The organism is Thermococcus sp., assembly GCF_027008145.1.
Lineage (GTDB): Archaea > Methanobacteriota_B > Thermococci > Thermococcales > Thermococcaceae > Thermococcus.
The window spans coordinates 1-23,117 of record NZ_JALTCZ010000085.1 but is presented as its reverse complement, the minus strand read 5'-3'; the positions used below and the strand labels follow the sequence as shown (position 1 = coordinate 23,117).

At 53.4% G+C, this 23,117-nt stretch carries 31 protein-coding genes and 2 tRNA genes; 13 read left to right on the top strand and 20 right to left on the bottom strand.

Translation table 11 applies throughout. The annotated features are described in order from the left end of the window. Positions 1 to 7 precede the first annotated feature (7 nt). The 6 genes from MVD07_RS04280 to glmM all read left to right on the top strand — a co-directional run bounded on the left by MVD07_RS04280 (position 8) and on the right by glmM (position 5,500). Complete coding sequence (locus MVD07_RS04280; protein ID WP_297499050.1) at positions 8 to 190, top strand: KH domain-containing protein; 183 nt, start codon at positions 8 to 10, stop codon at positions 188 to 190. A gap of 70 nt (positions 191 to 260) precedes the next feature. After that, entirely contained in the window at positions 261 to 827 is a 567-nt protein-coding gene (locus tag MVD07_RS04275; RefSeq protein WP_297499064.1) for a glucose-6-phosphate isomerase, read from the top strand. 49 nt (positions 828 to 876) lie between these two features. Beyond that, positions 877 to 2,238 carry an ADP-specific glucokinase gene (locus tag MVD07_RS04270; protein WP_297499062.1) on the top strand — a complete coding sequence of 454 codons (1,362 nt, stop codon included), beginning with the start codon at positions 877 to 879 and terminating at the stop codon, positions 2,236 to 2,238. 78 nt (positions 2,239 to 2,316) lie between these two features. Continuing rightward, on the top strand, positions 2,317 to 3,711 hold the full coding sequence (locus MVD07_RS04265; protein ID WP_297499049.1) for a mannose-1-phosphate guanylyltransferase/mannose-6-phosphate isomerase: 1,395 nt from the start codon (positions 2,317 to 2,319) through the stop codon (positions 3,709 to 3,711). A 9-nt stretch (positions 3,712 to 3,720) separates the two neighbouring features. Further along, positions 3,721 to 4,113, top strand: a complete 393-nt coding sequence (locus MVD07_RS04260; RefSeq protein WP_297499048.1) for a hypothetical protein — start codon at positions 3,721 to 3,723, stop codon at positions 4,111 to 4,113. Between the two features lie 16 nt (positions 4,114 to 4,129). Next, on the top strand, positions 4,130 to 5,500 hold the full coding sequence (gene glmM / locus MVD07_RS04255; RefSeq protein ID WP_297499047.1) for a phosphoglucosamine mutase: 1,371 nt from the start codon (positions 4,130 to 4,132) through the stop codon (positions 5,498 to 5,500). On the opposite strand, the gene MVD07_RS04250 is transcribed toward glmM, so the two are convergent. From MVD07_RS04250 to MVD07_RS04210, 9 genes are all read right to left on the bottom strand, one after another. Then, positions 5,490 to 6,302 (bottom strand): ABC transporter ATP-binding protein, encoded by an 813-nt coding sequence (locus MVD07_RS04250; protein WP_297499045.1) that lies wholly within the window; start codon positions 6,300 to 6,302, stop codon positions 5,490 to 5,492. The two genes, glmM and MVD07_RS04250, sit on opposite strands and share 11 nt — an antisense overlap. Then, positions 6,299 to 7,117, bottom strand: coding sequence for a cobalt ECF transporter T component CbiQ (gene cbiQ / locus MVD07_RS04245; protein ID WP_297499043.1), 819 nt, complete (start codon positions 7,115 to 7,117; stop codon positions 6,299 to 6,301). Before cbiQ ends, MVD07_RS04250 begins: the two co-directional genes overlap by 4 nt. A gap of 16 nt (positions 7,118 to 7,133) precedes the next feature. Then, positions 7,134 to 7,469 carry a PDGLE domain-containing protein gene (locus tag MVD07_RS04240; RefSeq protein ID WP_297499040.1) on the bottom strand — a complete coding sequence of 112 codons (336 nt, stop codon included), beginning with the start codon at positions 7,467 to 7,469 and terminating at the stop codon, positions 7,134 to 7,136. A gap of 4 nt (positions 7,470 to 7,473) precedes the next feature. Further along, complete coding sequence (cbiM, locus tag MVD07_RS04235; RefSeq protein ID WP_297499039.1) at positions 7,474 to 8,145, bottom strand: cobalt transporter CbiM; 672 nt, start codon at positions 8,143 to 8,145, stop codon at positions 7,474 to 7,476. Positions 8,146 to 8,247: 102 nt separating this feature from the next. Continuing rightward, positions 8,248 to 9,048, bottom strand: a complete 801-nt coding sequence (locus MVD07_RS04230; protein WP_297499036.1) for a proteasome assembly chaperone family protein — start codon at positions 9,046 to 9,048, stop codon at positions 8,248 to 8,250. Positions 9,049 to 9,054: 6 nt separating this feature from the next. Beyond that, positions 9,055 to 9,234, bottom strand: coding sequence for an RNA-protein complex protein Nop10 (locus MVD07_RS04225; RefSeq protein WP_297499034.1), 180 nt, complete (start codon positions 9,232 to 9,234; stop codon positions 9,055 to 9,057). Between the two features lie 2 nt (positions 9,235 to 9,236). Next, positions 9,237 to 10,058: a translation initiation factor IF-2 subunit alpha gene (locus MVD07_RS04220; protein WP_297499032.1), complete on the bottom strand. Its 822-nt coding sequence runs from the start codon at positions 10,056 to 10,058 to the stop codon at positions 9,237 to 9,239. A 79-nt stretch (positions 10,059 to 10,137) separates the two neighbouring features. After that, entirely contained in the window at positions 10,138 to 10,329 is a 192-nt protein-coding gene (locus MVD07_RS04215) for a 30S ribosomal protein S27e (RefSeq protein WP_297499060.1), read from the bottom strand. Between the two features lie 8 nt (positions 10,330 to 10,337). Beyond that, positions 10,338 to 10,622 carry a 50S ribosomal protein L44e gene (locus MVD07_RS04210; RefSeq protein WP_297499030.1) on the bottom strand — a complete coding sequence of 95 codons (285 nt, stop codon included), beginning with the start codon at positions 10,620 to 10,622 and terminating at the stop codon, positions 10,338 to 10,340. A gap of 498 nt (positions 10,623 to 11,120) precedes the next feature. Between MVD07_RS04210 and MVD07_RS04205 the strand changes: the two genes are divergently transcribed. Beyond that, positions 11,121 to 11,372, top strand: a complete 252-nt coding sequence (locus MVD07_RS04205; RefSeq protein WP_297499028.1) for a hypothetical protein — start codon at positions 11,121 to 11,123, stop codon at positions 11,370 to 11,372. Here the strand turns inward: MVD07_RS04205 and MVD07_RS04200 are convergent. After that, complete coding sequence (locus tag MVD07_RS04200; protein ID WP_297499026.1) at positions 11,326 to 11,907, bottom strand: lysine exporter LysO family protein; 582 nt, start codon at positions 11,905 to 11,907, stop codon at positions 11,326 to 11,328. The two genes, MVD07_RS04205 and MVD07_RS04200, sit on opposite strands and share 47 nt — an antisense overlap. Then, positions 11,904 to 12,143, bottom strand: coding sequence for a hypothetical protein (locus MVD07_RS04195; RefSeq protein ID WP_297499024.1), 240 nt, complete (start codon positions 12,141 to 12,143; stop codon positions 11,904 to 11,906). The genes MVD07_RS04200 and MVD07_RS04195 overlap by 4 nt, the downstream gene beginning before the upstream one ends. 198 nt (positions 12,144 to 12,341) lie before the next feature. On the opposite strand from MVD07_RS04195, the gene MVD07_RS04190 reads away from it, so the two are divergent. Then, positions 12,342 to 13,541: a pyridoxal phosphate-dependent aminotransferase gene (locus MVD07_RS04190; RefSeq protein ID WP_297499059.1), complete on the top strand. Its 1,200-nt coding sequence runs from the start codon at positions 12,342 to 12,344 to the stop codon at positions 13,539 to 13,541. Here MVD07_RS04190 and MVD07_RS04185 read toward each other — a convergent pair. The 6 genes from MVD07_RS04185 to aor all read right to left on the bottom strand — a co-directional run bounded on the left by MVD07_RS04185 (position 13,516) and on the right by aor (position 17,478). Further along, complete coding sequence (locus MVD07_RS04185; protein ID WP_297499058.1) at positions 13,516 to 13,749, bottom strand: MoaD/ThiS family protein; 234 nt, start codon at positions 13,747 to 13,749, stop codon at positions 13,516 to 13,518. The two genes, MVD07_RS04190 and MVD07_RS04185, sit on opposite strands and share 26 nt — an antisense overlap. A 209-nt stretch (positions 13,750 to 13,958) precedes the next feature. Beyond that, positions 13,959 to 14,033, bottom strand: a tRNA-Cys gene (locus MVD07_RS04180). An 18-nt stretch (positions 14,034 to 14,051) separates the two neighbouring features. Continuing rightward, a tRNA-Ser gene (locus tag MVD07_RS04175) sits at positions 14,052 to 14,137 on the bottom strand. A 48-nt stretch (positions 14,138 to 14,185) separates the two neighbouring features. Then, positions 14,186 to 15,334: a tungsten cofactor oxidoreductase radical SAM maturase gene (locus MVD07_RS04170; RefSeq protein WP_297499022.1), complete on the bottom strand. Its 1,149-nt coding sequence runs from the start codon at positions 15,332 to 15,334 to the stop codon at positions 14,186 to 14,188. 1 nt (position 15,335) lies between these two features. Then, positions 15,336 to 15,584 carry a MoaD/ThiS family protein gene (locus tag MVD07_RS04165; RefSeq protein WP_297499021.1) on the bottom strand — a complete coding sequence of 83 codons (249 nt, stop codon included), beginning with the start codon at positions 15,582 to 15,584 and terminating at the stop codon, positions 15,336 to 15,338. A 73-nt stretch (positions 15,585 to 15,657) separates the two neighbouring features. Continuing rightward, on the bottom strand, positions 15,658 to 17,478 hold the full coding sequence (gene aor / locus MVD07_RS04160; RefSeq protein ID WP_297499019.1) for an aldehyde ferredoxin oxidoreductase: 1,821 nt from the start codon (positions 17,476 to 17,478) through the stop codon (positions 15,658 to 15,660). A 141-nt stretch (positions 17,479 to 17,619) separates the two neighbouring features. On the opposite strand from aor, the gene MVD07_RS04155 reads away from it, so the two are divergent. From MVD07_RS04155 to MVD07_RS04140, 4 genes are all read left to right on the top strand, one after another. Further along, positions 17,620 to 18,885 (top strand): Nre family DNA repair protein, encoded by a 1,266-nt coding sequence (locus MVD07_RS04155; RefSeq protein WP_297499017.1) that lies wholly within the window; start codon positions 17,620 to 17,622, stop codon positions 18,883 to 18,885. 66 nt (positions 18,886 to 18,951) lie between these two features. Beyond that, the gene (locus MVD07_RS04150; RefSeq protein ID WP_297499015.1) at positions 18,952 to 19,149 is read left to right on the top strand and encodes a hypothetical protein; all 198 of its coding nucleotides are present in this window, start codon (positions 18,952 to 18,954) and stop codon (positions 19,147 to 19,149) included. Beyond that, a complete protein-coding gene (locus MVD07_RS04145) occupies positions 19,146 to 19,412 on the top strand; it encodes a type II toxin-antitoxin system PemK/MazF family toxin (RefSeq protein WP_297499013.1) in 267 nt (88 codons plus the stop codon). The genes MVD07_RS04150 and MVD07_RS04145 overlap by 4 nt, the downstream gene beginning before the upstream one ends. Further along, a complete protein-coding gene (locus MVD07_RS04140) occupies positions 19,409 to 20,533 on the top strand; it encodes an alkaline phosphatase family protein (protein ID WP_297499011.1) in 1,125 nt (374 codons plus the stop codon). Before MVD07_RS04145 ends, MVD07_RS04140 begins: the two co-directional genes overlap by 4 nt. 10 nt (positions 20,534 to 20,543) lie before the next feature. Here MVD07_RS04140 and MVD07_RS04135 read toward each other — a convergent pair whose 3' ends face one another. Next, on the bottom strand, positions 20,544 to 21,101 hold the full coding sequence (locus MVD07_RS04135) for a hypothetical protein (protein ID WP_297499010.1): 558 nt from the start codon (positions 21,099 to 21,101) through the stop codon (positions 20,544 to 20,546). 100 nt (positions 21,102 to 21,201) lie between these two features. Here MVD07_RS04135 and MVD07_RS04130 point away from each other — a divergent pair, with 100 nt between their 5' ends. After that, the gene (locus tag MVD07_RS04130) at positions 21,202 to 21,354 is read left to right on the top strand and encodes an antitoxin family protein (protein WP_297499008.1); all 153 of its coding nucleotides are present in this window, start codon (positions 21,202 to 21,204) and stop codon (positions 21,352 to 21,354) included. Between the two features lie 673 nt (positions 21,355 to 22,027). On the opposite strand, the gene rpsG is transcribed toward MVD07_RS04130, so the two are convergent. Together rpsG and MVD07_RS04120 are read right to left on the bottom strand one after the other, a co-directional pair. Further along, positions 22,028 to 22,675, bottom strand: a complete 648-nt coding sequence (rpsG, locus tag MVD07_RS04125) for a 30S ribosomal protein S7 (RefSeq protein WP_297499006.1) — start codon at positions 22,673 to 22,675, stop codon at positions 22,028 to 22,030. A gap of 5 nt (positions 22,676 to 22,680) precedes the next feature. Beyond that, the coding region (locus MVD07_RS04120; protein ID WP_297499005.1) for a 30S ribosomal protein S12 at positions 22,681 to 23,117 on the bottom strand (437 nt) is incomplete at its 5' end.

Here is a 23,117-nt window from a genome sequence, read left to right as displayed (position 1 = left end):
GATTGCTATGAGGGACAGGCTGAGGAAGATGCTCAACGTTGAGATTCTGAAGGTAGAGGAAACCGACGACAAGATAATCGTTTACGTCCCGGCTGACAAGGTCAGGATAGCCGTTGGAAGCGGTGGTGCAGCCGTTAGGGCCGCCGAGCTCGTCATAGGCAAGAAGATCGAAGTCAGGCCTGCGAAGTGATATATCCCTCCCGGTGATACAGAAGGGAAAGGTTAAATAATCTACCGTGTAGTCTTCTCAGGTGATGGGTATGGCATACAAGAGGCCCATTGGAGTTAGAATAGACCTTAAGACGGGAGTAATCCCTGGGGCAAAAAAGCTCGTCCGGAAGCTCAGCGACCTCAAGGGCTACTTCTACGATGGGAAGGCCTATAATGAGCTCCTCAAGGATGACCCTGTTGTTTACGAGGTCTATGCTGTGGAGCAGGAGGAAAGGGACGGCGACCTCAACTTCGCGACAACAGTTCTCTACCCTGGCAGGGTTGGTGGGGAGTTCTTCTTCACCAAAGGGCACTTCCACGCGAAGCCAGACAGGGCCGAGATATACTACACTCTCAGCGGAAAGGGAGGAATGCTCCTCCAGACACCGGAAGGGGAAGTTGAATGGGTTCCGATGGAGCCTGGAACGGTCGTCTACGTCCCGCCCTACTGGGCTCACAGAACCGTCAACACGGGAGATGAGCCATTTATATTCCTCGCGGTTTACCCCGCTGATGCCGGCCATGACTACGGCTCGATAAAGGAGAAGGGCTTCGCCAAGCTCGTCGTGGAAGAAAACGGGGAAGTTAAGCTCATTGACAACCCGCGCTGGAAGTGATCGAAACCCTTATTAGTTCTCCCCTCTTTTTTCACTCCCGGTGATATATGTGTTGTGGGGTGAGCTTTATGCTTCTGTCTTTGAGAGGGTTAAAAGTAGCATCGGTAACACCGGTAGGGTTCTCCTAGCTTACAACACGAACATTGATGCGGTCAAGTATCTGGGGCGGAAAGACCTGGAAGAGCGTGTTGAGAAGGCCGGAAAGGATGAAGTTTTCCGGTACATTGACTCCCTCCCCGGGAGAATAGAGAACGTGCCCCAGCTCCTCGGCTCAATCCTCTGGAGCGTCAAGCGGGGAAAAGCCGCGGAGCTCTTCGTTGAGAGCTGTTCAACTCGCTTCTACATGAAACGCTGGGGCTGGGACGAGCTGAGGATGGGCGGGCAGGCAGGAATAATGGCCAACCTTCTCGGCGGTGCCTACGGAGTCCCTGTTATAGTCCACATCCCCCAGCTTTCTAACCTCCAGGCGAGCCTCTTTAAGGGGGGGCCGATATACACCCCGAAGGCTGAAAACGGAAAATTGAGGTTCGTCCACCCGAGGGACTTTGCCGGCGACGAAGAGAACTGCCTTCACTACATCTACGAGTTTCCGCGCGGCTTTAGGGTCTTTGAGGTTGAAGCGCCGAGGGAGAACCGCTTCATAGGCTCGGCCGACGACTACAACCCCAACGTCTACATAAGGGCTGAATTCAAGGAGAGGTTTGGGGAAATAGCTGAGGGCGTTGAGCTGGCAATAATCAGTGGCCTTCAAGCATTGACGGCTGAGAACTACCGGGAACCACTGGAAGTCATCGAGGGGCACCTTGAGACTCTTAACGAGCTGGAAATTCCGGTTCATCTTGAGTTCGCTTTCACTCCGGATGAGACAGTTAGGAAGGCCCTCCTCGGGTTACTCGGGAAGTTCTGGAGTGTTGGTCTGAACGAGGTTGAGCTGGCCTCGGTTATGGATGTTATGGGTGAAAAAAGCCTTGCCGAGAAGCTCCTCGCCCGGGATCCCGTTGACCCGATAGCCGTCACGGAGGCAATGATCAAGCTGGCCGAGAGGACAGGTGTTAGGAGGATACACTTCCACACCTACGGCTACTATCTCGCGCTGACGGACTACAGGGGTGAGTTCGTTCGCGATGCACTGCTCTTCTCGGCTCTGGCCGCTGCCGCAAAGGCGAAGCTCGGCGACGTCCGCTCGATAGATGACGTGATTAGGGCCATGGATGTTCCAGTGAACGAGAAGGCCAAACCGGTCGAGGATGCTCTGGTAAAGGAATACGGAATGAAGAACGGCATAGCAGAAGTCAACGGCTACCAGCTCGCCTTCATTCCAACGAAGATAGTGATGAAGCCGAAATCAACTGTTGGAATCGGGGACACGATCTCAAGTTCCGCCTTCGTTGGCGAGTTCGCCCTCCACTGATTTTTCCTTTTTGCACTAAAAAAGTTAAAAGCAGACGTGATAGAGTATGCCGTAGTGTAATCTATTCGGGTGGTTGCTATGAAGACGCTGATTCTGGCCGGTGGAAAGGGAACCCGGCTGTGGCCCCTCAGCAGGGAGCTGATGCCGAAGCAGTTCGTCCGCTTCCTCGACGAGGAGAGTCTCTTCCAGAAGACGGTTGAGAGGGCCCTGATGTTCTCAAAACCCAACGAGATATTCGTTGTCACCAACAGAGAGTACCGCTTCAGAATCCTCGACGATCTCAGGGAGCTCGGCGTCGAGCTTCCAGCGGGGAACATCCTCCTTGAGCCGGTCGGGAAGAACACCCTCCCGGCCATTTACTGGGGAGTGAAGACGATAGACGAAGTCTTCGGGGACTCGATCGTTGCGGTGCTGCCGAGCGACCACATGATTGAGGTGAACGAGGCCTACAAGAGGGCCTTCAGCAGAGCAGAGAAGCTCGCCAAGGAGTACCTCGTGACCTTTGGCATAAAGCCGACAAAGCCACACACGGGCTACGGCTACATAAAGCCGGACGAGGCCATCAAGGAGGGGGAAGTCCTTCTTGGCTACACCGTGGCCGAGTTCAAGGAGAAGCCCGACATTGAGACCGCTAAAAAATACGTTGAGAGCGGTTACTACTGGAACAGCGGGATGTTCGCCTTCTCAAGCTCTCTCTTCCTTGGGGAGGCAGAGAAGCACGCGCCAGAGCTCGTGAAGGCCTTCGAGGAGGATGACATAGAGAGTGCCTACGAGCTCGCCCCGGATAGGAGTATCGACTACGGTGTCATGGAGAAAACAGATAAGGCAGCGGTAGTCCCCCTTAACACCTACTGGAACGACCTCGGCAGTTTTGACGCGATATACGAGGTTCTTGAGAAGGACGACGAGGGGAACGCCATAAGGATAACGAGTAAAAACGCCTATCACATCGGTATAACCTCGAAGAACAACCTCATAATGGCCGAGCGTCTCACAGCGACGGTAGGCGTTGAAGACCTCATCATAATAGACACCGACGATGCCCTTCTCGTGGCGAAGAAGGGTGAAAGCCAGAAGGTAAAGGAAATATATAAGGTTCTCAGGGAGAAGAACGATGAGAGGGCCGTGGTTCATAGAACCGCTTACAGGCCATGGGGCAGCTACACCCTCCTTGAGGAGGGCGAGCGCTACAAGATAAAGCGTCTCACTGTCCTGCCCGGCAAAAAGCTTTCCCTCCAGATGCACTACCACAGGAGCGAGCACTGGGTAGTGGTCAGGGGGACTGCAAAGGTTCGTGTTGACGACAGAGAGATCCTCCTCAGGCCGGGGGAGAGCACATTCATACCGGCCGGCACAGTTCACAGGCTTGAAAATCCCGGAAAAGTTGTTTTAGAGGTTATAGAAACCCAGATAGGTGAGTACCTCGGTGAAGACGACATAGTCCGGTTTGAGGATGACTTTGGAAGAAAATGAGGTGGTATCATGGCTAAGGAGAACTGTGCTGACTCTTGGGAGAGGTTCAGCTCTTCTGTTTCATCCCTCTCCCTTAGCCTGCTCCCGACACTGCTCTTTGTCCTCATAATGGCTTACGTGCTCGTCGTTGGCTTGCAGAACGCTGACTTCACCTTTACCGTGAACGGCCAGGAGGTCACCTTCAAGTACCCTGGGGTCAACATACCCATCAACTACACCGCCATCAAGAATGCGGTCATCTACCTGTTCGCCGCGGTTTTAGTCGGCCTCCCTGTCCCGCTGCTCTCGGGTAGGCTCAAGCCCCTGAAAATCTTGGTAGCTCTCCTCCAGGCAGGGGCCTTTATCTACGGCCTCTACATATTCATTCTTACCATACTGAACTTTGCAAGTGTAATGGCATGACGAAGGGGTGATAGAAATGGGAAGGCTCTTTGGAACCTTTGGGGTTCGTGGTATAGCGAACGAGAAGATAACACCGGAGTTTGCCCTCAAGGTGGGCATGGCCTTCGGAACGATGCTCAAGAAGGAGGGAAAGAAAAAACCGCTCGTCGTGGTTGGAAGGGACACTAGGGTTAGCGGTGAGATGCTAAAGGACGCCCTGATAAGTGGCCTTCTCAGTGTCGGTTGCGACGTCACAGACGTTGGAATCGCGCCAACTCCAGCGATCCAGTGGGCTACCGACCACTTCAAGGCCGACGGCGGAGCGGTTATAACTGCCAGTCACAACCCTCCGGAGTACAACGGCATAAAGCTCCTTGAGCCGAACGGCATGGGCCTTAAAAAGGAGAGGGAGGCTGTTGTTGAGGATATATTCTTCAACGAAGGCTTTGATAGGGCCAGATGGGATGAAATCGGCGAAGTCCGTGAGGAGAACATCGTAAAGCCCTACATTGAGGCGATAAAGAGGAGGGTGGACGTTGAGGCGATCAAAAAGAGAAGGCCCTTTGTTGTCGTTGACCCTTCAAACGGCGCCGGTAGTTTGACACTTCCATACCTCCTCCGCGAGCTCGGCTGCAAGGTCGTCTCGGTGAACGCCCATCCGGACGGGCACTTTCCAGCAAGAAACCCCGAACCGACGGAAGAGAACCTGTGGGAGCTCATGAGGATCGTCAAGGCTCTCGGTGCTGACTTCGGTGTTGCCCAGGACGGAGACGCCGACAGGGCCGTCTTCATAGACGAAAACGGTCGCTTCATCCAGGGCGACAAGACCTTCGCCCTCGTTGCAGACACCGTGCTAAGGGAGAAGGGAGGCGGACTCCTCGTTACCACGGTTGCTACCTCAAACCTCCTCGACGACATAGCGAAGAGGAACAACGCGAAGGTAATGCGCACCAAGGTCGGCGATTTGATAGTCGCCCGCGCCCTTATTGAGCACAACGGAACTATAGGCGGGGAGGAAAACGGCGGTGTCATCTTCCCGGACTTCGTCCTTGGCAGGGATGGGGCAATGACGACCGCTAAAATAGCCGAAATCTTTGCCAAGAGTGGTAAGAAGTTCAGCGAGCTGATAGATGAGCTGCCAAAGTACTACCAGTTCAAGACGAAGAGGAGGGTTGAGGGAGATAGAAAGGCTGTAGTGGCCAAGGTCGCGGAGCTCGCTAAGGCAAGGAGATATAAGATGAACACGACCGATGGGGCGAAGATAATCTTTGACGATGGTTGGGTTCTCGTGAGGGCGAGCGGAACGGAGCCGATAATAAGGGTCTTCAGCGAAGCTAAAAGCGAGGAGAAGGCTAGTGAGTACCTCAACCTGGGACTTGAGCTCTTGGAGGAGGCCCTCAGGGCCTGAATTCTTTTCTTCTCAATATCTCAACGGCCTCCTCGACGCTCATCGGCACCTCTTTCAGTCCGAGCATGTGGAATAGCCTGACTATCTCCGGGACGTCGAGGTTCGTCTTTTCTATCAGCTCCGGCCTTGAGAACAGCTCCCTTGGAGTTCCCTCGAAGAGGATCCCTTCATTGACAACATAGGTTCTGTCCGCCAGGCGGATGAGCCTGAGGTCATGGGTCACTACGACGACCGTTCTTTTTTCAGCCTTCCATCCTCTTATCATTTCGAGCATGAAGTTCCTGTTCTTCAGATCCAAATCCCTCGTCGGCTCGTCAAGGAGAAGAACCTCTGGCTCCATGCTCGTCACGCAGGCTATTGAGGCCTTCTTTTTCTCCCCTCCACTCAAGCTGTATGGGTGTCTCTCGGCCAGACCTTCAATGCCGAGTTTTCTTAGCTCTTCCCTGGCCCTACTCAGACCTTCTTCCTTCCCCCACAGGTGAACGGGACCGAAGGCAACATCCTCCAGAACGGTTGCACTGAAGAGCATGACGTCCGGGCTCTGGAAGAGGAAGCCAACTTTCCGCCGAAACTCGCGGTCGGTCAGGGTTTCCTCTGTTATTGGCATTCCCTCGAAGAGTATCTCCCCCTCGGTTGGCATCAGGAGGGCATCCATGAGCTTGAGAAGGGTCGTTTTGCCAGCCCCGTTGGGGCCGACTATCGCAAGGGTCTCTCCCTTCTTAACTTCCATGTTTATTCCTCTTAATGCCCATTCCCCTGTCGGATATCGGTACGAGACGTTTCTAAGCTCGTAGACCTTCATAGCAACCCCCTCGTGAAGGCCACCGCGAGGATGACTATTAACGCTGTCAGTGCGGAGAAGGCGTAGTCTAAATTGTCAAACCTGAACTCCCCCAGAGGCTGGACCTCGTTGACGTATCCCCTGGAGAGCATGGCGTAGTACAGTTCTTCCCCAAGGGTGTTTGCCTTGATGAACGTCGCCCCTATGTGCTTTCCAGCTTCTCTCCAGCTCTCCATCATGCCGAGCTCTCCCACAAGTCTCGCGCGCCTCGCATGCATCGCATCGAGGAGGAGCTTCGCCAAGAGGAAAACGTAGCGGTAGGTGAGGGTCGTTATCGTTATGACCATATCGGGAACCCTGAAAGACGCCAGCGCAGACACCATCTCGTTCCACCTGCTTGTCATCGTGAATAGTACCGCATAGGAAACTGTCGTCGCAACCCTCAGCGTGAAGAGAGTCGCCCAGCGAATCCCCTCCCACGTCGCCCTAATGTCGAGAATTTTAAAAGCTGTCTCTCCCGGAAGCATGAAAATTGAGGGAATGGCGATTACTCCTGTAAAAATCGGGATGAACACCCAGACCCTTTTGGTGAACTCGGTGGTGGGGAGCTTTGAGAGAACCGCCAGGGCCAGTGCGAGGAGATAGAAGGCCCCTATGACCCTAATGTCCTGAAGAGAAACTACTGTTGCTACCAGAAGGATAAGGGAGACGATTTTAAGCCTCGGATCAAGCTTCTGCAGGAGGCCGTCTTTCCGGGCATACCTCTCTGAAAACACTGCCTCCGTCGTGAACTCCAGAACCTCCCTGGCAGTGTCCTCAATAAATCCCATCGTCATCACCAAAAGTAAAAATTTAGGTGGAGGCGCCACCTCCGGTGGTAAACTTCACGAGGGCGTAGTAGATCACGAAAACGAGGGCAGTTCCTACCACTGCTGAGATTATGTATCCAATCGAGGCGTGCAGCTTGTCCTCCCAGCCTGGGACATTGTAGTCCGGAAGGACTGCGTGGTTCCAGACTTCGGAGAGCTTTTCCATTCCCGGGAGCCTGTGACCGACCATTCCTTCGATGGTCTTAACGTCCCATTCGCCCCATGCGCCATTGTAGTTCCAGACGAGGAGGATCCCTATTGGCGAGAGGATTATCATAACCCCAACAATTGCGAGCAACGTTTTAGTGACCCTGTCCATATCCTCACCACCTCACCTTGGTTATTGTTCTCATGGCGAAGAGGTCGGGTCTGCTCTTCTTAACATACCAGATCACTGCCCCTGTGACAACTGCGGCCGCTGGACCGGCTGTGATGAGGTGTGCTATCGCCATTGCCGGAACCGAAACGCTTAGCGTATAAGGGCAGTAACCCGGTTGGATGTACGGCTGGATTCCGAGCTCAATCCCGGCCATAGTGGCCGCGGTTACTATGCCAATGTAGGCTCCTATCCCGGATGAAACTATTTCGTTGACCCGGATCTTTTGGGTGAAGAAGCGATAGGTATAATAACCAACGAAGGGCAAGACAACACCCATGTTGAAGACGTTCGCTGCATAGGTTGTTATCCCTCCATCCCCGAAGAAGAGGGCCTGTATCAGGAGCACTACCGTCAGCGAAACGGTGGCCGCCCAGGGGCTTACGAGTATTGCTATTATCGTTCCGCCGACTATGTGGGCAGTTGTTCCTCCGGGAACGGGCATGTTGTACATCATCACCAGAAACGAAAAGGCCGTTAGTACTCCAAGGAGGGGCACCTGGTTTGGCCTGAGGTTCTTGAGCCACCTGAAAGCCCTGTACCATATTGGTATCATAATCAAATAGAAAAACGCACAGGTATACGGGCCCAGATACCCGTCAGGAATATGCAACAACACCACCCCCAACTGGTATTATCAATTTATAGAATAGTAGCATCCTTTTAACGCTTTTGGTACATTGATGTTATCAACCTTTTGTTGAGGGAGAAAGAGAAAAGCTCAGAGATACCCCCTGTCCTCTTCTTCGTGAGCTGGAGGCATCTGCTGTTCGAGCATCGCCCTCTGCATCTCCTGAACCTTCCGGAGTATCTCTTCCGTCTCCTTTGCGCGCTCCTCCAGTGCCGTCATGTCAACTTTTATGCCGAGTATCTTGGTCACCGCCGAGAGGACGGCCTTGGCGGCCTTTGCGTCAACGATGTAGCCGAGGCTCTCTCCGAGGAGGCTTATCCCGAACATTGAGCGGAGCTTCCCCATGCCGAGGAGGAGGCCGGCTGCGCCCACTATGGCTCCGCCTTCATCTTCCCTCCAGATGACCTCTGTTTTACAGCCCTCAAGTTTGGCTTTGTAGTAGCCTATGAGCTTCTCATGGGTGACTGCTGCAAGAACCCTCGGTTCGCCCTTAAGCTCCGGCACTTGGTAGCCGCCCATCGTGATGATCTCCTTTGCTCCAAGCTCCTGGATGAAGTCGAGCATTTTGCCAACGACCTCGTAGTGGCCGGGGCTGTCCGTAGGGGCCACCTGCTGGTCGCCGGTGATTATGATTATGTCCCTTCCCTCCTTATCGGGGTTCCGCCAGTAGTAGAACTCGTTTTTCATGGGCTCAACTATGGAGTTCCTCTTGATGAGAACCTGATGCATGAAATGCGGTGAGTAGAGCTCCGCGAACTTTACGGCGTTGAGTTCCTGTATCAGGTGTTCGGCGGCAAGCTTGCCAACGAGCCCTATCCCTGGGAGCCCCTCGATGAAGATGGGGTCCCTAAGCTCGGGCCTCTCAAGGACGTAAATCATACTCTCCCTCATCTTCCCTCACCTTGTCTTGGTTATTCCGAGCATCTCGCGCTTCAGCCTGCGTCTGTACTCCCCGTAGGGATCCTCAGGCGAGAAGCGCGGGGGGTGGGCCACCTTGGTCTTGGCCCCGCAGACAGGGCAGGTCTCTTTCAAGGTGTAGCGTCCGCAGACCGGACACTTCCTTATCCGGAACCTCATCTTTACCTCCTCTTTATCTTCTTGATGCGTCTCTCTTTCCTTATGAGGGTCGCCTCTCCGCCGGCTTCCTTGATCACCCTAAGTATCTCCCCGGCTATGTCTTCAAGGACTTCCTCGGCCTTGTAGTAATCCGGGGCGGTTATGTCTATCCTGTATCTTGGCGCCCCCTGATAAGTGAACTTGACCTCGATGTCCTTCTCCTCGTTGGCCTTGTCTCTAGCCCTTATCAGGGCCTCCTTGATTATCTTGATACCGTTCGGCTTTGGAACGGTTATCTCGAACTCTGCATCGATTGTAACCGTTGGAATCTCAACGTAGGCTTCGATAATCGGTTTGAGCACATTGAGCCACTCATCGGGGATAAGGCCCTTCAGAACCTCAATTCCGTTCTGCGCTGCATCTTCAAAGGCCGAATAGACTTCTCCATATTCCTCTTCGAGCGGAACCCATACCTCCCTCCAAGCCGTCTCAAAGTCCTTCCCAAGTTTCTCCGAGGCCATCTTGAGGAGGTTCTCGGCCTTCTGGGCACGCTTGTACTCCTGGAGCTTGGCCTTCCTCTGCTGCTGGTTGACGCGCTTCAGGCTGAGGTCTATGTGACCTTTACTGGGGTCAACGCGGATGACCTTGGCAACTACCTTCTGCCCCTCTTTTAGGTAGTCCCTTATGTTCTTGACCCATGTGGGGGCGACCTCGCTTATGTGCATGAACCCCTCTTTTCCGGGGTACTCATCAAGCTTGAGGAAAGCACCGTATGGATGAATGTTCTTGACGGTCGCTATGACGAACTCTCCCTCTTCGGGGTACTCTTTGGCCTTTCTTGGCATTTCAACCACCTCAAAACTTTTTACACCGGGAGAGTTTAAGAGAAGAGGTTTTTAAAAGTTTGGCGAGAAAAGAAAAGGTTCACTCGAGAACCTCGAGTATCTTCGCCTTTATGATGCCCTTTCCGCCGGTCGGTTCTACCAGCGTGGCACCGCAGACGAGACAGCGAACGGTGGTGGCAGGATGACTGAAGACAATCTGCTCGTTTCCGCAGTCAATGCACTTGACTCTGAGGAACCTTGAGCGTGGCATTGGTATGAGGTTCTTCGGGATGGCCATACTCACACCTCCACCAGCTCGAACTTCTTAACGCGGAACCCCTTTCCCCTCGTGTGGGCCTTACCGCAGACGGTGCACCTAAAGCGGAGGTCGAGCTTTTTGACGGGCTTTTCCCTGCCAGCCGGGTTGGGCCTCGGGAAACCGCGGTAACCCTTCATTATTCTCCTGAAACGTCTCTGACCCTGGCTGAGCTCGCTTCTTGGCTTCTTCTTGACCTTCTCGACTTTGTGGATCGTGTGCCTCTTGCAAAACGGACAGTACGTCCTTATCTGCTTCGGGTATTTCATTCTCGCTCACCTCCGGCGAGAGGCCCGGTGGGTTCCTTTCTCCGGATACCCCCGAGCCATGAGCCAGTGACAGCTCCGGGTTTCGAGTTGACCGCACGTTTAAAAAGCTTTTTGCCGGGCAAAATTTTTAAAAACAAAAGGTTATTAAAAGTCGGGGGAGGGGTGAGGATGGTGGAGGTCGTCAAAGAGGCCCGGAAAGTTGAAGCGAAGGCGAACGGGAGTACAAAAAGATTCTGAAGATGATTGAGGAGCCTGAATACGCTGACCTCAAAGGGTTGCCCTCAGGATGGCCGTTGATACAACATTCCACGGGCACCTGATGGAGGCCCTTGAAAGGCCCACAGAGAAGCGAAGGAACTCCTAGGAGAGCACTTCAGGGAAGGGCCGGAGGAGATGGTTCTAATCCCTGGTGTTCCTACGATTGTAATGCCGCTCGGCTTCGGTCCGATAGATGCCAGGGTTCCCCCAGGGGAGGTTGTCGAGTAGTTCCTCAAGGAGATGCCTACCGAGATAATGGTTCCCGAGGGAAAGAAGGTGGCCGAGACAATAAGGGAATACGTCGAGCTGGTGGAGATAATGAAGTCCCTTTACGGGGAGCTGTCTAAGAGGGCCTTCCACCCGGTCGTCAGAGAGGTTGCGAGGGAACTCCTGAGGAACGAGGAGCAGCACGAGGCCTTTCTCAAAGGCCTGCTCAAGAAGATGACTAAAGGCTCAGAATCAGGGGCAGGAGGAAGGGCTCAATGGAAGTAAGGATGAAGCCGTGGACGAAGGTCAGCAGTGCCACATCCCTCCCCCCAAACCTGCTTATTATCGGCAGTGTTGTGTCCATCGTTGTCGCTCCACCTATGGAGACGGCATCCTCAGGGGACACCCAGCGGATTATCACGGGGTAGATGATAATGGTGAGGACTTCCCTGAAGAGGTTTCCAAGGAACCCGACGGCCCCGTAGACTGCCGAATACTGGGCTATAAGTGGGCCCGTCAGGGAATACCAGCCGCACCCGGCCCCTATGACCACCCCCCATTTTGGCTCGATGCTGAGGAGGAGCGCGACCCCCAGACCGCCGAGGATGGAACCAACGAGAGTTTTAACGGGCAGTGTCAGGGCCTTTCTATCCATCTTTCTTAGCTCTCCAACTCTGAAGTTAAGGCCCAAGTCAACCCCTATTAAGAAGATCATGATGTACAGCATTATCTCGTAGGCGTTTCCGAAATCAGGGGAGTAGAAGCGCCCGACGAGGAAACCGGCAGTTAGGGAAGCGAGCACAAGGTAGAGGAACCTCATCCCCTCACCCCCAGGGCCAGCAGAAGGCTTCCTCCAGCAGTTAAGAGGGCGAAGAGAATTGAAGTGCCGAGTAGCCAGATCCCGTTGATTTTCACTTTTCCCGTCTTCACCCCAAGGAAGAATATCATCAATAGCAGGGCGAGGCCTGTTAGTCTCTCCAGATTGGGTTGTTTCCCCCGGTTTTTAAGGGCGTAGCCAAGAACGACCCCGAAGATAAGCGGTATGAAGATGTTCATGTTCATAGGCTGTCCTTCAGCTTAATAAAAGTATCGAGGGGCTCTGAGGGTGTTCACGTCATCACCGCTCAGCATGCTTGCTATTCTTCATCGCCCGATGGGGTTTGACCGGGATGTTTTAAACGTTTCCCGATGTTGTCCCTTCGGCCTTTGCCAAGGTTTTTATTGGGAACGTGCAATCTTAGCCTGGTGATGTCTATGATTCGGCCATCAAACAGGGCCATGGGTGTTGAGTACGCCATAAGGGATGTTGTTCTCCCCGCGAGGGAGCTTGAGAAGAAGGGGATAAAGGTCATCCGCCTCAACATAGGCGACCCCGGTAAATACGACTTCCAGCCTCCAGAGCATATGAAAGAGGCCTACTGCCGGGCCATAAGGGAGGGGCACAATTACTATGGGCCCAGTGAGGGTCTTCCAGAGATGAGGGAGGCGGTAGTGAAGCGCGAGAAACGAAAGAACGGTGTTGAGATAACATCTGAAGACGTTAGGATCACGGCCGCAGTCACCGAGGCCCTTCAGCTCATATTCGGTGGCCTCCTTGATCCGGGCGACAACATCCTCGTCCCGAGCCCCAGTTATCCACCTTATACCGGCCTCGTCAAGTTCTATGAGGGGGAGCCGAGGGAGTACATGACTATCGAGGAGAATGGCTGGCAGCCCGACCTCGATGATATGAGGGAGCTGATAGACGAGAGGACGAAGGCCATAGCTGTGATAAATCCCAACAACCCAACTGGAGCCCTCTACGAGAAGAAGACTGTCAAGGCAATCCTTGACTTGGCTGGAGAGTACGATCTCCCTGTCATAAGCGACGAGATATACGACCTCATGACCTACGAAGGAAAGCACGTCTCGCCTGGCTCGCTTACCAAGGACGTACCGGTGATAGTCATGAACGGTCTCTCAAAGGTCTACTTCGCAACTGGCTGGCGCCTTGGCTACTTCTACTACGTTGACCCTGAGGGGAAGCTCTCCGAGGTCAGAAAGGCCATAGACAAGCTGATGAGGATAAGGATATGCCCGAACACGCCCGCTCAATTCGCGGCGATAGCAGGTTTAACTGGCCCGATGGACTACCTGAAGAAATACATGAAGAAGCTCCGCGAGAGAAGGGACTATATCTACAGGCGCCTCACTGAGATTCCCGGAGTGAGCACCCAAAAGCCACAGGGGGCCTTCTATATCTTCCCGAGGATAGAGGAGCGCTCAAGGTGGAAAAATGACAAGGAGTTTGTTCTCGATGTTCTTCACGAGGCGCATGTGCTCTTCGTTCACGGCTCCGGCTTCGGAAGGGCAGGGGACTGGCACTTCAGGATAGTTTTCCTCCCGCCGGTGGAGATACTTGAGGAGGCCATGAATAGATTTGAGGCCTTCATGAGGAAGAGGCTTGGTAGTTAAATCCTCCTCCGCCCGAGACAACGGGGATGACCTCGATGTAGTCCCCGTCCTCTACCCTTTCATCTTCCAGGGCAACTTTGCCGTTGAGCTTTGCTATGGCGCTCTCCGTGTTGAAGCCGACCTCCCTGAGGACATCTGCAACTGCCATGCCCTTCTTCCACTCGATTTCCTTCTCTATGCCCCTGCCGAGAACTTTGACCCTGATCATCGCAACCACCGAAAGGCATATCTCTACCCCCCTTATAAATTCCTCTGGTCGAAGCGCTTAAAGCGCTTCTCTGGAGTGCAAAAAAGAACAAACCCCCTCAATTATGAACTCCAAACCTAAAAACTACACTCAAAAAGGCAAACCCTCTCAAAGGAGCACCCAAAAATCACCAACTTTTGATCAAACTTTTGCCCTGCAAAAGTTTGTTGTGGAGCCGGGACCGGGATTTGAACCCGGGTGGAAGGGATCTGCAGTCCCTCGCCTCGCCTCTAGGCTATCCCGGCATTGACCCATAGAAAGTATGGCGCCGCGGCGGGGATTTGAACCCCGGTGGGCACCGCCCACCGGCTTAGCAGGCCGGCGCCCTACCAGGCTAGGCTACCGCGGCACGCCCGAGGTATATGAGCTGTAGGGGGTTTTTAAGCTTTTTGGAATCTCAGAAGAACTTCCCGAACATGTACTGCGGAATTGGGCACTGAACTATCCTCCTCGACCAGAGGCAGTCTGCACAGCTCGGCTCGTTGCCCCAGCAATCTATGTCGGTCGTTTTGACGAAGTCGCAGGCGTCTCTAAGGTCGCAGTCTGTGCATGAGGGGTACATGTAGTTCTTCATGGTGAAGCGGAACCAGGTGTACTTCTCGCTCGTCCATATCTCGGCTAGGCTCTTCTCCCTAACGTTGCCGAAGGAGTAGGCGTTGACCTGTTTCTCCCTTCCGAAGATGTATTCCTTGTAGGTGTGCAGAAAGCGGTAGCATGGAGCGACCTCCCCATCCCAGCGAACAACGGCAACGTTGTTCTCGTCGAAGTCGCACTGCCTCTCTGTTTTAAGCTCGAACTTGGGTAGCTTTATGTAGAGCCCATTGTGGGCTATTTTGTACAGCTCGTCCACTATGGGCGTCATATCAACGCTCCCGTCGTAGACTATGTCATTGACCTGTTCTGGAGTCAGAGGGAGTAGGTTTGAAACCAGCATCGCATCCACTCCGAGGTCGAGGAGGAACTTGGCCAAGTCAGGGAGTTCTTTGTAGTTCTCCTTGGTGACGACGACCTCAACGCCGATACTCGGCCTGTGTGTTCCGTACTCCTCGCGGTACTTCACAAGCCTGCGTATCCTATCAGCGGTTGCGGCCGCGGCGATGTGGCCGAGGGTTATGGCGTTTTGTGCGGTTGGAACCGTGTCCATGGAGAAGTATATCAGCTCGACGCCGAGCTTTGCGAACTCGCGTAGCATGTCGTCGGTCATTAGGGTTCCGTTGCTGCTCATCCCAAGGGCGAAGCCCCGCTTTTTGACCTCCCTCACCATATCCATGAAGCGCGGGTGAACGGTCGGCTCGCCGATGCCACCGAGGTAGATCATCCTCAGCTCCGGGAACTCCTCCGCGTCGTCGAGGATCTTGAGGAAGAGTTCCCAGTCCATGTCCCCCTCTTTGTCCTCCCAGTACTGCTTAAAGCACATCTCGCACTTGAGGTTGCACCTGCTGGTGACCTCGATGTAGAGGTACTTCATGTCGAGCTTCGGCTTCACTATGACCTTTCCGTCCCAGAGGGAGAAGGTGTACTCCTTTGGACTAAACTTTATGCTCATCTCAACCGCCTCCGGCCGGGGGGAATATGCTCACCGTGTCGTCGTCTGAGAGGGGGGTATCAAAACCCTGGAGGTGCTCGATGTTCTTCCCGTTCACAAGGATTATGTAGCCCTTCTCAAGCTGTTCCTTGAAACCGGGGAAGGTCTCATCGAGCCTGTCCAGGAGTTCTCCAACGGTTTTAGGCCCGTGGATTTCAAGTCTTCTTTTACCTGTAAACTCGATGAGGGTTGCGAAGAACTTGACGAGCACGTGGATCACCTTAAGCCGGGCTCTTCTCAAAGGGGCATAAAAGAGTTACTGGACAAAGATGATGAAAACAGAATCAGAGGAACTCGGCTATGCCGAGCTCTTCAGCTTTCTCCTTCGGAACCCTTCCGTCTTCGGTCCAGCCGCGCATCTTGTAGTACCTCGGCAGCATCTCCTTGAGCCTTACAACGTGTCCCTTGTTTGGTCCCTCAGGCATCGGCTCCTCAAGGAAGCGCTTGGGCAGGGTGTCATCCCTCTCCGGGATGAGCCCGGCCTTCAGGTTGAAGATCCTCTCGGCGTTCCAGATGCGTTCGCCTATCTTGAGGTAGTCGTCGGTTGAGAAGTCCCAGCCGAGGGCCGCGTTCAGCATATCGCGGAAGTCGTCCGCTCCGAGACCGAAGGTCGTGAAGAGGCAGAGGCCGGCAGCGTCTATGACCGCACTCAGATGCTGGAAGAGCAGGAGCATCTTTATCTTGTCGTCGCTTATGTCGTGCGGATCCATCTTGTACGGGTAGCCAAGGATCTCGGGGCTTATCATGTAGTTCTTTATGTGGCAACCACCGCGGTTGTTGGTTGCATAGCCGAGACCGTGGCCTTCAGCTCCACGTGGGTCATAAGCTGGAAGCTCAAGCTTCTTGACCCCCATGAAGTAGTCAACGCCGTTGAACTTCTCGGCCAGGCGGTAGCCTCCCTCAGCCAGAACGTCTCCAAAGCCCTCTCTGTAGACGAGCTTTTCGATGTAGTAGTGGAGAACCTCTGTATTGCCGAACCTGAAGGGTGGAGCATCCTCCCCAACGTCCTCGGGCTTGAGGAGGCCCTTCTCCCAGAGCTCCATGGCTGTGGCGAGCGTTCCACCGGTTGAGATTGTGTCGAGACCAAAGTCATCGCACATGTGGTTGGCCTCGATTATGCTCGCGAGGTCATTTATGCCGAGGTTGGCCCCGAGTGCCCATATACTTTCATACTCCGGTCCTTCGGTAACTCCGACGGTTGGAAGCCTGTTCACCCTGCCGCAACCTATCGGACAGGCGTAGCACGGCTGGTTCCTTATGAGGTACTTGGCCGCCATGGCCTCACCGCTCTGTTCGTAAGCGAGCTCAAAAACACCGGTCTGGAAGTTTCTGGTCGGGTACAGACCGTTTTCGTTTATTATGTTGACCAGAACGGCGGTACCGTACTTTGGAAGGCCTCCTCCTGCGACCGGGTCGTTCCTCAGCTTGTTTATCTTTTCCCTGACTACGAGCATGAACTTCTGCCTGTCCGCTATCGGGACGTGCTTGCTCCCCTCAACGGCTATCGCCTTGAGGTTCTTGCTCCCCATGACCGCTCCAACACCTGCCCTTCCGGCTGCTCTGTGGCCGTCGTTTATGACCGCGGCGAACTTGACGAGGTTCTCACCGGCTGGCCCGATGCTCGCTATGTGGAGCTTCTTGCTCCCTATTTCCTTCTTTATGGCCTCCTCGGTTTCGCTCACCCGCTTACCCCAGAGGTGAGAAGCGTCTCTAATCTCGACGTTGTCGTCCTTTATGTAGATGTAAACCGGGCTGTCGGCTTTGCCCTCAACTATTATCCCATCCCAGCCGGCGAACTTCAGCTCGGCCCCAAAGTAGCCGCCGGAATTGGACATTGTTATAAACCCAGTCTGTGGGCTCTTCGTGACGACGTTGTACCTTCCACCGGTTGGCGCGCTCGTTCCGCTCAGCGGGCCGGGCGTAATTATCAGCATGTTTTCAGGACTCAGCGGGTCAACCTTTGGATCCATATCCCTCAGGAGGAAGTAGATGGCCAGCCCTCTGCTCCCAAGCCACTTCTTGGCCAGCTCCTCGTCGTATTCCTCTACTTTTATCTCTCCGGTGGAGAGGTTTACGCGCAGAAACTTTCCCCAGTTGCCGTACATAAAAACACCTCGGAACATATAAGTACATTGGAGTATATAAACGTTTATGAAAACACGCTAATATGCATTATCTTAGATGTTAAATGGAACAATTATCGTGCCAAGGGAAGGTTTTAAACTTCAATGGCACAGTTTTTCATGATGACGGAGCTGTTCAACTCAAAACTCTGCGCGATCTGCAAGGGTAGGAAGCTCCTATGTGGGAGGCCAACCTGTCCGATCCTCGAAAGGTTTAGGGTAGCCCGTAGCGTGGAGCAAAGACTGAATAAGAGGCACATCTTTGGCTCTTCTCCTCCGAGTGTCTTCGTAGGCGAATACGGCTACCCGAAGGTCAGGGTAGGCCCCCTCGTCCCTCCCATCGAGGGAAAGACGGACTACCTTGACAACCCGCTGAGATGGGAGGACAAGACGATAAGGGACATCCTCTACTACCGCTCGCTTTTGGTGATGGGTGAGGTCAAAGCCGATGTGAGCGTGAGGAAGAGTGGTAGGATTCTGGGTGAGGTTCAGGAGCTGGCGATGAGCGTTAAGCCTGTTGACAGCGAGGTCTTGCTGAAGAAAAGACCCGTCCTCAAGGTCATCCCGAGCGAGTTCGCACCACCACTCGGTCCGAAGGCTGAACTGCTGGACTTCGAGCTGACGGAGAACCCGAGAATACCGAGGAAAACTGATTACGTTGTGAGCGACGAGCTCAAGGCCGAGGAAGCAATAATGAGGCTCTACAACTGGGGCTTTGACGAGTACTACATCATGAGGCTCCTCTCCGCCGGGCTGCTCGGGGTTGAGGAGAGGCTCGTCCCTACTAGGTGGAGCATCACAGCCGTCCAGGACACGATAGGGAAGAACCTCAGGAGAGAAATTCTCCACTACCAGCTCATCAACGACTACGAGGTCTACTTCTACCGCTTCCTCGGGAATCGCTACGCAGTCCTGCTGATGCCCGAAATTTACGCCTTCGAGCTCTTGGAGGTCTGGCTCAAGGGTTCGCTCTTCGGTTCAAGTGAGCCGAGCGTGATCCACGATTACGAGGACTTCCGGGGAAGGAGAGAGTACGTCAAGGAAACCGCTGGGGCATATCACGCCGCCCGCTTGAGCGTTCTGGAGGCGCTCCGCGGGAGGAGAAGGCAGGCGAGGACGGTGGTCTTCCGCGAGGTCACGCCGGAGTACTACGCCCCTGTTGGCGTGTGGCAGATAAGGCTTGGCGTCAAGAAGGCGATGGGAAACTTAATAGGTCGCTTTGAAACCCTTAATGAGGCTCTGGAAGCGATTAGGAGACGCCTTGAGCATCCATTCGAGAAGTACCTTGAAAGGAGCTACGTCCTCGGTTATCTCGCGAGGCAGAAGACGCTGGACGAGTGGCTCGGAAGGAATATATACCGCTTAGACAGAGAGAGAAGCGGTGGATGACGAGCGCTCCATCCCACTGAAATGTGATGACTGCACGTCAGGCCGACACCGGTTGGAGGTGATAACGTGGAAGGGGCTGACGTTGTTAGGGAACTCATGAGGATCGAGGAGAAGCTTGAGCATATAGAGAAGCTCCTGAACGAGTTGCTTGAGCAGGAGGAGAGCTACACCATTATGAAGCTTTCGGAGGAATCCTTAAAGGAATTCCTTGAGAATGAACCGGACATATATTCAGAGGAAGACCTCAAGGTGAGATACAGATGAAGGGGAAGATAGTCCTCGTGCCGTTTCCATTTACAAGCCTAAAGGGCACTAAACTTCGCCCCGCCCTTGTGCTGTTTGAAGACAGAAACGACGTTACACTCACCTTTATCTCCTCAAGGGTTGAGCACTATAACTCCAAAACTGACGTTCTAATTGAACAGGCCCATAGGGATATCCTTATCGGCGAGCTTGGAGAAATTGGGCCACTTCTCAAAAAGGAGATAAATCAAAAGATATGTTCGCTTTTGGGGTTTGAACCATGAGAAAGAAGCTGGCCCTCATAAGCCTCGACGGCAATGGAATCTACAACCTCAAGCACATGCCCTTCCTGAGCGAGTTAGCCGAGAGCGGTTCCCTTGCGGTGGTTGATTCAATATTTCCCACGCTGACGGATTTGGTTCACACGAGCGTCATGACTGGAGTCTGGCCCAGAGATCACGGCGTCGTCGAGAACGGCTACTACGACAGGCTGACGGATAGAAAGATCAACTTCTACGACTACGAGATAGCGTTCAACCCCCACAGGGTCATCAAGGCTCCAACGATAGTTGACATCCTCCGCGGGAGAGGGGTCAGGACGGGCTCGGTCAGCGGTTACACGATGCCGCCCTTCAGCGGGACTGACATGAGGATTTTTCCTCCATTCTTTGCGAGCAACGAGCTCTACAGGAAGCACGGCAGGGACTGGAGGAAGGATGTATGGGTTCTCAACTCAGCCCTCTACATCTACAGGGAGTGCAAGCCCGATTTGCTCCTCATCCACTTCGCCTCGATAGACGGCATGAGCCATGACCACGGGCCGGGGAGCGAGGGGGCTTTAAAGGCCGTTGAGATGGTTGATACCGCTGTCAGAGCCCTCTGGGAGAGGCTTAGGGAGGAGTACGCCTTCATAATCTTCGCGGACCACGGGCAGGAAGAGGTTCACACCTGGGTGAACCTGAGGAAGCTCCTCGTGGAGAGCGGGATCGGTGTTAGGAGGGTCTCCTCCGGTGGTGGTGTTCATGTCTACCTGAGAAACCCGGGTGGTGCCGAGGAGGCTTTTGAAGTTCTTAGAAGGGCGCCGGGTGTTAAAGCCGTCTATTTCCGCGAGGAGCTTCCTCATTTAGACAGCCCGAATAGCGGTGAGCTTATAGTTTCAGCAAAACCCGGCTACTGGTTCTGCTCCCACAGGATGTGCAAAGGCATCAAAGGTGTCAGCCACTGGGTTAAGGGCATGCACGGCTCCGACAACGAGCCAGTGGTGAAGGTTCCGCTTATCCTTTGGGGGCTTGAGAATGCTGACCTCGAAAACGCCTCGCTCATGGACATAGCACCGACGATTCTGAGGTTCTTTGGGGTGGAGAAGCCGGGGGGCATGGTGGGGAGGAGTTTGATAAAAAGATAGAATTAGAGCTTTATCGAAAGCTCTGCCTTGTCGGTCTTCTTGAGCTGGATTGCAAGAGGGCTTTTTCAATGGAGCGCTTGCGGAGGTATGGAATAATAGTCAAGACAAACCCAATGAAAGATGCTATCGAGCTTATGCCAAAAATTGTCCAAAAATATGCCCCGTTCTTTATTATCAAACCACTAGAGGATAGACCTATCTCAATGAGCCCAAGATAAAAGCCGAAGCCCAACCACGTGGATAGAGCATCTTTAAATGCTTCATTCTGGTATTCATGAGCCTTTTTGTAAGCTAGTTCAAGAATCTCAATTTCCTTCTCCCGCGGGTAGTCCCTCTTATAGGCATCCACGAACTCCTGAGGGTCAGCTTGGACTTTATACGCTGAGTATATTAACGACGTGGGGCCTGCAAGAATTACAATCCAGCCTGTAAAAATTACCATCCCTCCCATGAGAGAGATGTTGCGCAAATCAAACGCAAGCAACTGGAGGAACAATAACACAAAAATCCCGATTATTATCAAGACCATAAAGCCTATGTCATTACCTGCATTCAATTTTTTTCTCAAGTTCAATTACCCTGCTTCCCATTTCCCTCCTCCCGGAGGGTGTAATATATGGAGGCGAAGGAATAATATACCAGCACGATGAAAAGTCCCTCGGGGGAAGATGGCGATAATTGTGGAGGCCGTTTACGAGAACGGCGTCTTCAAACCCCTAAAAAAGATCCACATTCCCGAAAAAGCCAGGGTTAAGCTGAGGATTGAGATATTTGGCATGCTGAGGGACTGGAACGTGGATGCCCAGAAAGTAAAAAGATGAGTTGAGGGAAGTTCATGGCTGAGTATCTGGCCGACACATACGCGCTGATCGAAATACTGAAAGGCAACCCAACTACAGTAGCTATTCCGCTGAAATGCTTTTTACGACGGAGTTTAACCTCTTGGAGCTGTCATACGCCTTGGTCCGGGATTTTGGTGTTGATAGTGCCGGGAAGATTTTGGAGATAGTAAGAGCCTCTGTTAACGTTATCCTCCCAGATCCCCACCATTACGTCTTAGCTTCAGAGATGAGGACTAGAGAACGGAAGAATGGTAAAAAGTTCTCCCTAATTGATTGTCTATGTTGTAGCCAAGAGCATGGGGATGAAGTTTCTCACAGGAGACAGAGAATTTGAGGGAATGGAGAACGTGGAGTTCGTGAAATAATGAATTATGAACACTCATCTCAAACTTGGAGCTCATTCCAGTCCAAGAAGGTGAAGCTTCCGTTCTTCCAGTTCTCTTTCCTCCTCGCGAGGCTCCTGCAAAATTTCCCTAGCTGGTTTATTGAACTTCAGAAGTCCTCTTAGTCCTCCATTCTCACCATCGAGGACCTAAAATCTGCGCTCCTTCATGCTATCTCCCAAACTCAATAAAAGCACTAAAATCTTCCTGCTGGAGCACTTTGAGAAAAGCGGAAATGGTGGAGAGGAATGAGAAAACCCTCCCAGCCCTCAGCGTGAGGACTGGGCAATCCTCTCTATTTCTTCCTTCTTGCTGTAGGCGAAGCTCTTCGGGTCGGCGTTGGCAGCCGCGATTATCTCCTCGGCCAAAGCCTGGGCGTAGGTGGTCTTGTTGCGGTAGCACTTTATACTCGCTCCAAGGGCGATGTTCTTTAAGGCAATGTCGAGCCTCCTGAGCGGAGAAACATCAACCGCCATGTGGTAGCGGATTCCACCGAAGGCTATCGTGGTCGTGTCCTCCCTAGGGGACGAGTTCTCTATCGCCCTGACGAGGACCTGTATCGGGTTCTGCTTAGTTCTCCTCTCGATGATCATGAAAGCCTCCTTAACGACCTCGTAAGCCTTCATCTTCTTGCTCATGATCGAGCGGTGCTCCCTCCTCATGAAGTGACCGCCGGCCTTGTAGTGGCTGGCACCGCTCCTCATGACCTTGTTTATGAGTCTCTCGACGATGTGAACCTGGGCCTTGCCGAAGGCTTTCTTTGCGTGCCTTCCGTGGCTGTGGGGAAGGATCCTCGGCTCAAGGTCGATATAAGGCCTCAGTGATGGGTCGTTGACTGTAACGTCCTCAACGCTCCACCGTCCCATGACCTTTATCTCCTTCGGGATGAAGAAGCGCTCGTTGAGTGCCTTGGCCATTCACTTCACCTCCTCGGCTTCTCCTTCCTTCCCTTGACGAGCTCCTTGAGGCTAACGCGGTTGACCTTGACGACCTTATAACGGATACCCGGTATATCGCCTACGGAACCACCCTTTGGACCGCCGATTCCCTCGATTATTACCTCGTCGTGCTCGTCGATGTGGTTTATGGCACCGTCACCCGGGGTGAAGGCCGTGACGACCTTCCCGTTCTTGATGAGCTGGACACGGACTGCCTTACGCATTCCGGAGTTGGGCTGCTTTGCCTCAACCGCGATCTTCTCAAGGACTATCCCTTTTGCCTGAGGGGCCCCTCCCAGGGGATCGCTCTTCTCCTTAAGGCGGAGGACTCTTCTCTTGTAGCGGATATCGCTCCAGCGGAACTTCTTTCTCTTGAGCTTGAGCTTCCTTCCGGCGAACTCTCCATATGGAGCCTTCTTTC

Excerpts from the sequence above, each read along its gene's own strand:
- MVD07_RS04280 (WP_297499050.1), top strand. The coding sequence starts at position 8 with ATGAGGGACAGGCTGAGGAAGATGCTCAACGTTGAGATTCTGAAGGTA.
- MVD07_RS04275 (WP_297499064.1), top strand. The coding sequence starts at position 261 with ATGGCATACAAGAGGCCCATTGGAGTTAGAATAGACCTTAAGACGGGA.
- MVD07_RS04265 (WP_297499049.1), top strand. The coding sequence starts at position 2,317 with ATGAAGACGCTGATTCTGGCCGGTGGAAAGGGAACCCGGCTGTGGCCC.
- MVD07_RS04260 (WP_297499048.1), top strand. The coding sequence starts at position 3,721 with ATGGCTAAGGAGAACTGTGCTGACTCTTGGGAGAGGTTCAGCTCTTCT.
- glmM (WP_297499047.1), top strand. The coding sequence starts at position 4,130 with ATGGGAAGGCTCTTTGGAACCTTTGGGGTTCGTGGTATAGCGAACGAG.
- MVD07_RS04250 (WP_297499045.1), bottom strand. The coding sequence starts at position 6,302 with ATGAAGGTCTACGAGCTTAGAAACGTCTCGTACCGATATCCGACAGGG.
- cbiQ (WP_297499043.1), bottom strand. The coding sequence starts at position 7,117 with ATGACGATGGGATTTATTGAGGACACTGCCAGGGAGGTTCTGGAGTTC.
- MVD07_RS04240 (WP_297499040.1), bottom strand. The coding sequence starts at position 7,469 with ATGGACAGGGTCACTAAAACGTTGCTCGCAATTGTTGGGGTTATGATA.
- MVD07_RS04230 (WP_297499036.1), bottom strand. The coding sequence starts at position 9,048 with ATGAGGGAGAGTATGATTTACGTCCTTGAGAGGCCCGAGCTTAGGGAC.
- MVD07_RS04225 (WP_297499034.1), bottom strand. The coding sequence starts at position 9,234 with ATGAGGTTCCGGATAAGGAAGTGTCCGGTCTGCGGACGCTACACCTTG.
- MVD07_RS04220 (WP_297499032.1), bottom strand. The coding sequence starts at position 10,058 with ATGCCAAGAAAGGCCAAAGAGTACCCCGAAGAGGGAGAGTTCGTCATA.
- MVD07_RS04210 (WP_297499030.1), bottom strand. The coding sequence starts at position 10,622 with ATGAAATACCCGAAGCAGATAAGGACGTACTGTCCGTTTTGCAAGAGG.
- MVD07_RS04205 (WP_297499028.1), top strand. The coding sequence starts at position 11,121 with ATGCCTACCGAGATAATGGTTCCCGAGGGAAAGAAGGTGGCCGAGACA.
- MVD07_RS04200 (WP_297499026.1), bottom strand. The coding sequence starts at position 11,907 with ATGAGGTTCCTCTACCTTGTGCTCGCTTCCCTAACTGCCGGTTTCCTC.
- MVD07_RS04195 (WP_297499024.1), bottom strand. The coding sequence starts at position 12,143 with ATGAACATCTTCATACCGCTTATCTTCGGGGTCGTTCTTGGCTACGCC.
- MVD07_RS04190 (WP_297499059.1), top strand. The coding sequence starts at position 12,342 with ATGATTCGGCCATCAAACAGGGCCATGGGTGTTGAGTACGCCATAAGG.
- MVD07_RS04185 (WP_297499058.1), bottom strand. The coding sequence starts at position 13,749 with ATGATCAGGGTCAAAGTTCTCGGCAGGGGCATAGAGAAGGAAATCGAG.
- MVD07_RS04170 (WP_297499022.1), bottom strand. The coding sequence starts at position 15,334 with ATGAGCATAAAGTTTAGTCCAAAGGAGTACACCTTCTCCCTCTGGGAC.
- aor (WP_297499019.1), bottom strand. The coding sequence starts at position 17,478 with ATGTACGGCAACTGGGGAAAGTTTCTGCGCGTAAACCTCTCCACCGGA.
- MVD07_RS04155 (WP_297499017.1), top strand. The coding sequence starts at position 17,620 with ATGACGGAGCTGTTCAACTCAAAACTCTGCGCGATCTGCAAGGGTAGG.
- MVD07_RS04145 (WP_297499013.1), top strand. The coding sequence starts at position 19,146 with ATGAAGGGGAAGATAGTCCTCGTGCCGTTTCCATTTACAAGCCTAAAG.
- MVD07_RS04140 (WP_297499011.1), top strand. The coding sequence starts at position 19,409 with ATGAGAAAGAAGCTGGCCCTCATAAGCCTCGACGGCAATGGAATCTAC.
- MVD07_RS04130 (WP_297499008.1), top strand. The coding sequence starts at position 21,202 with ATGGCGATAATTGTGGAGGCCGTTTACGAGAACGGCGTCTTCAAACCC.
- rpsG (WP_297499006.1), bottom strand. The coding sequence starts at position 22,675 with ATGGCCAAGGCACTCAACGAGCGCTTCTTCATCCCGAAGGAGATAAAG.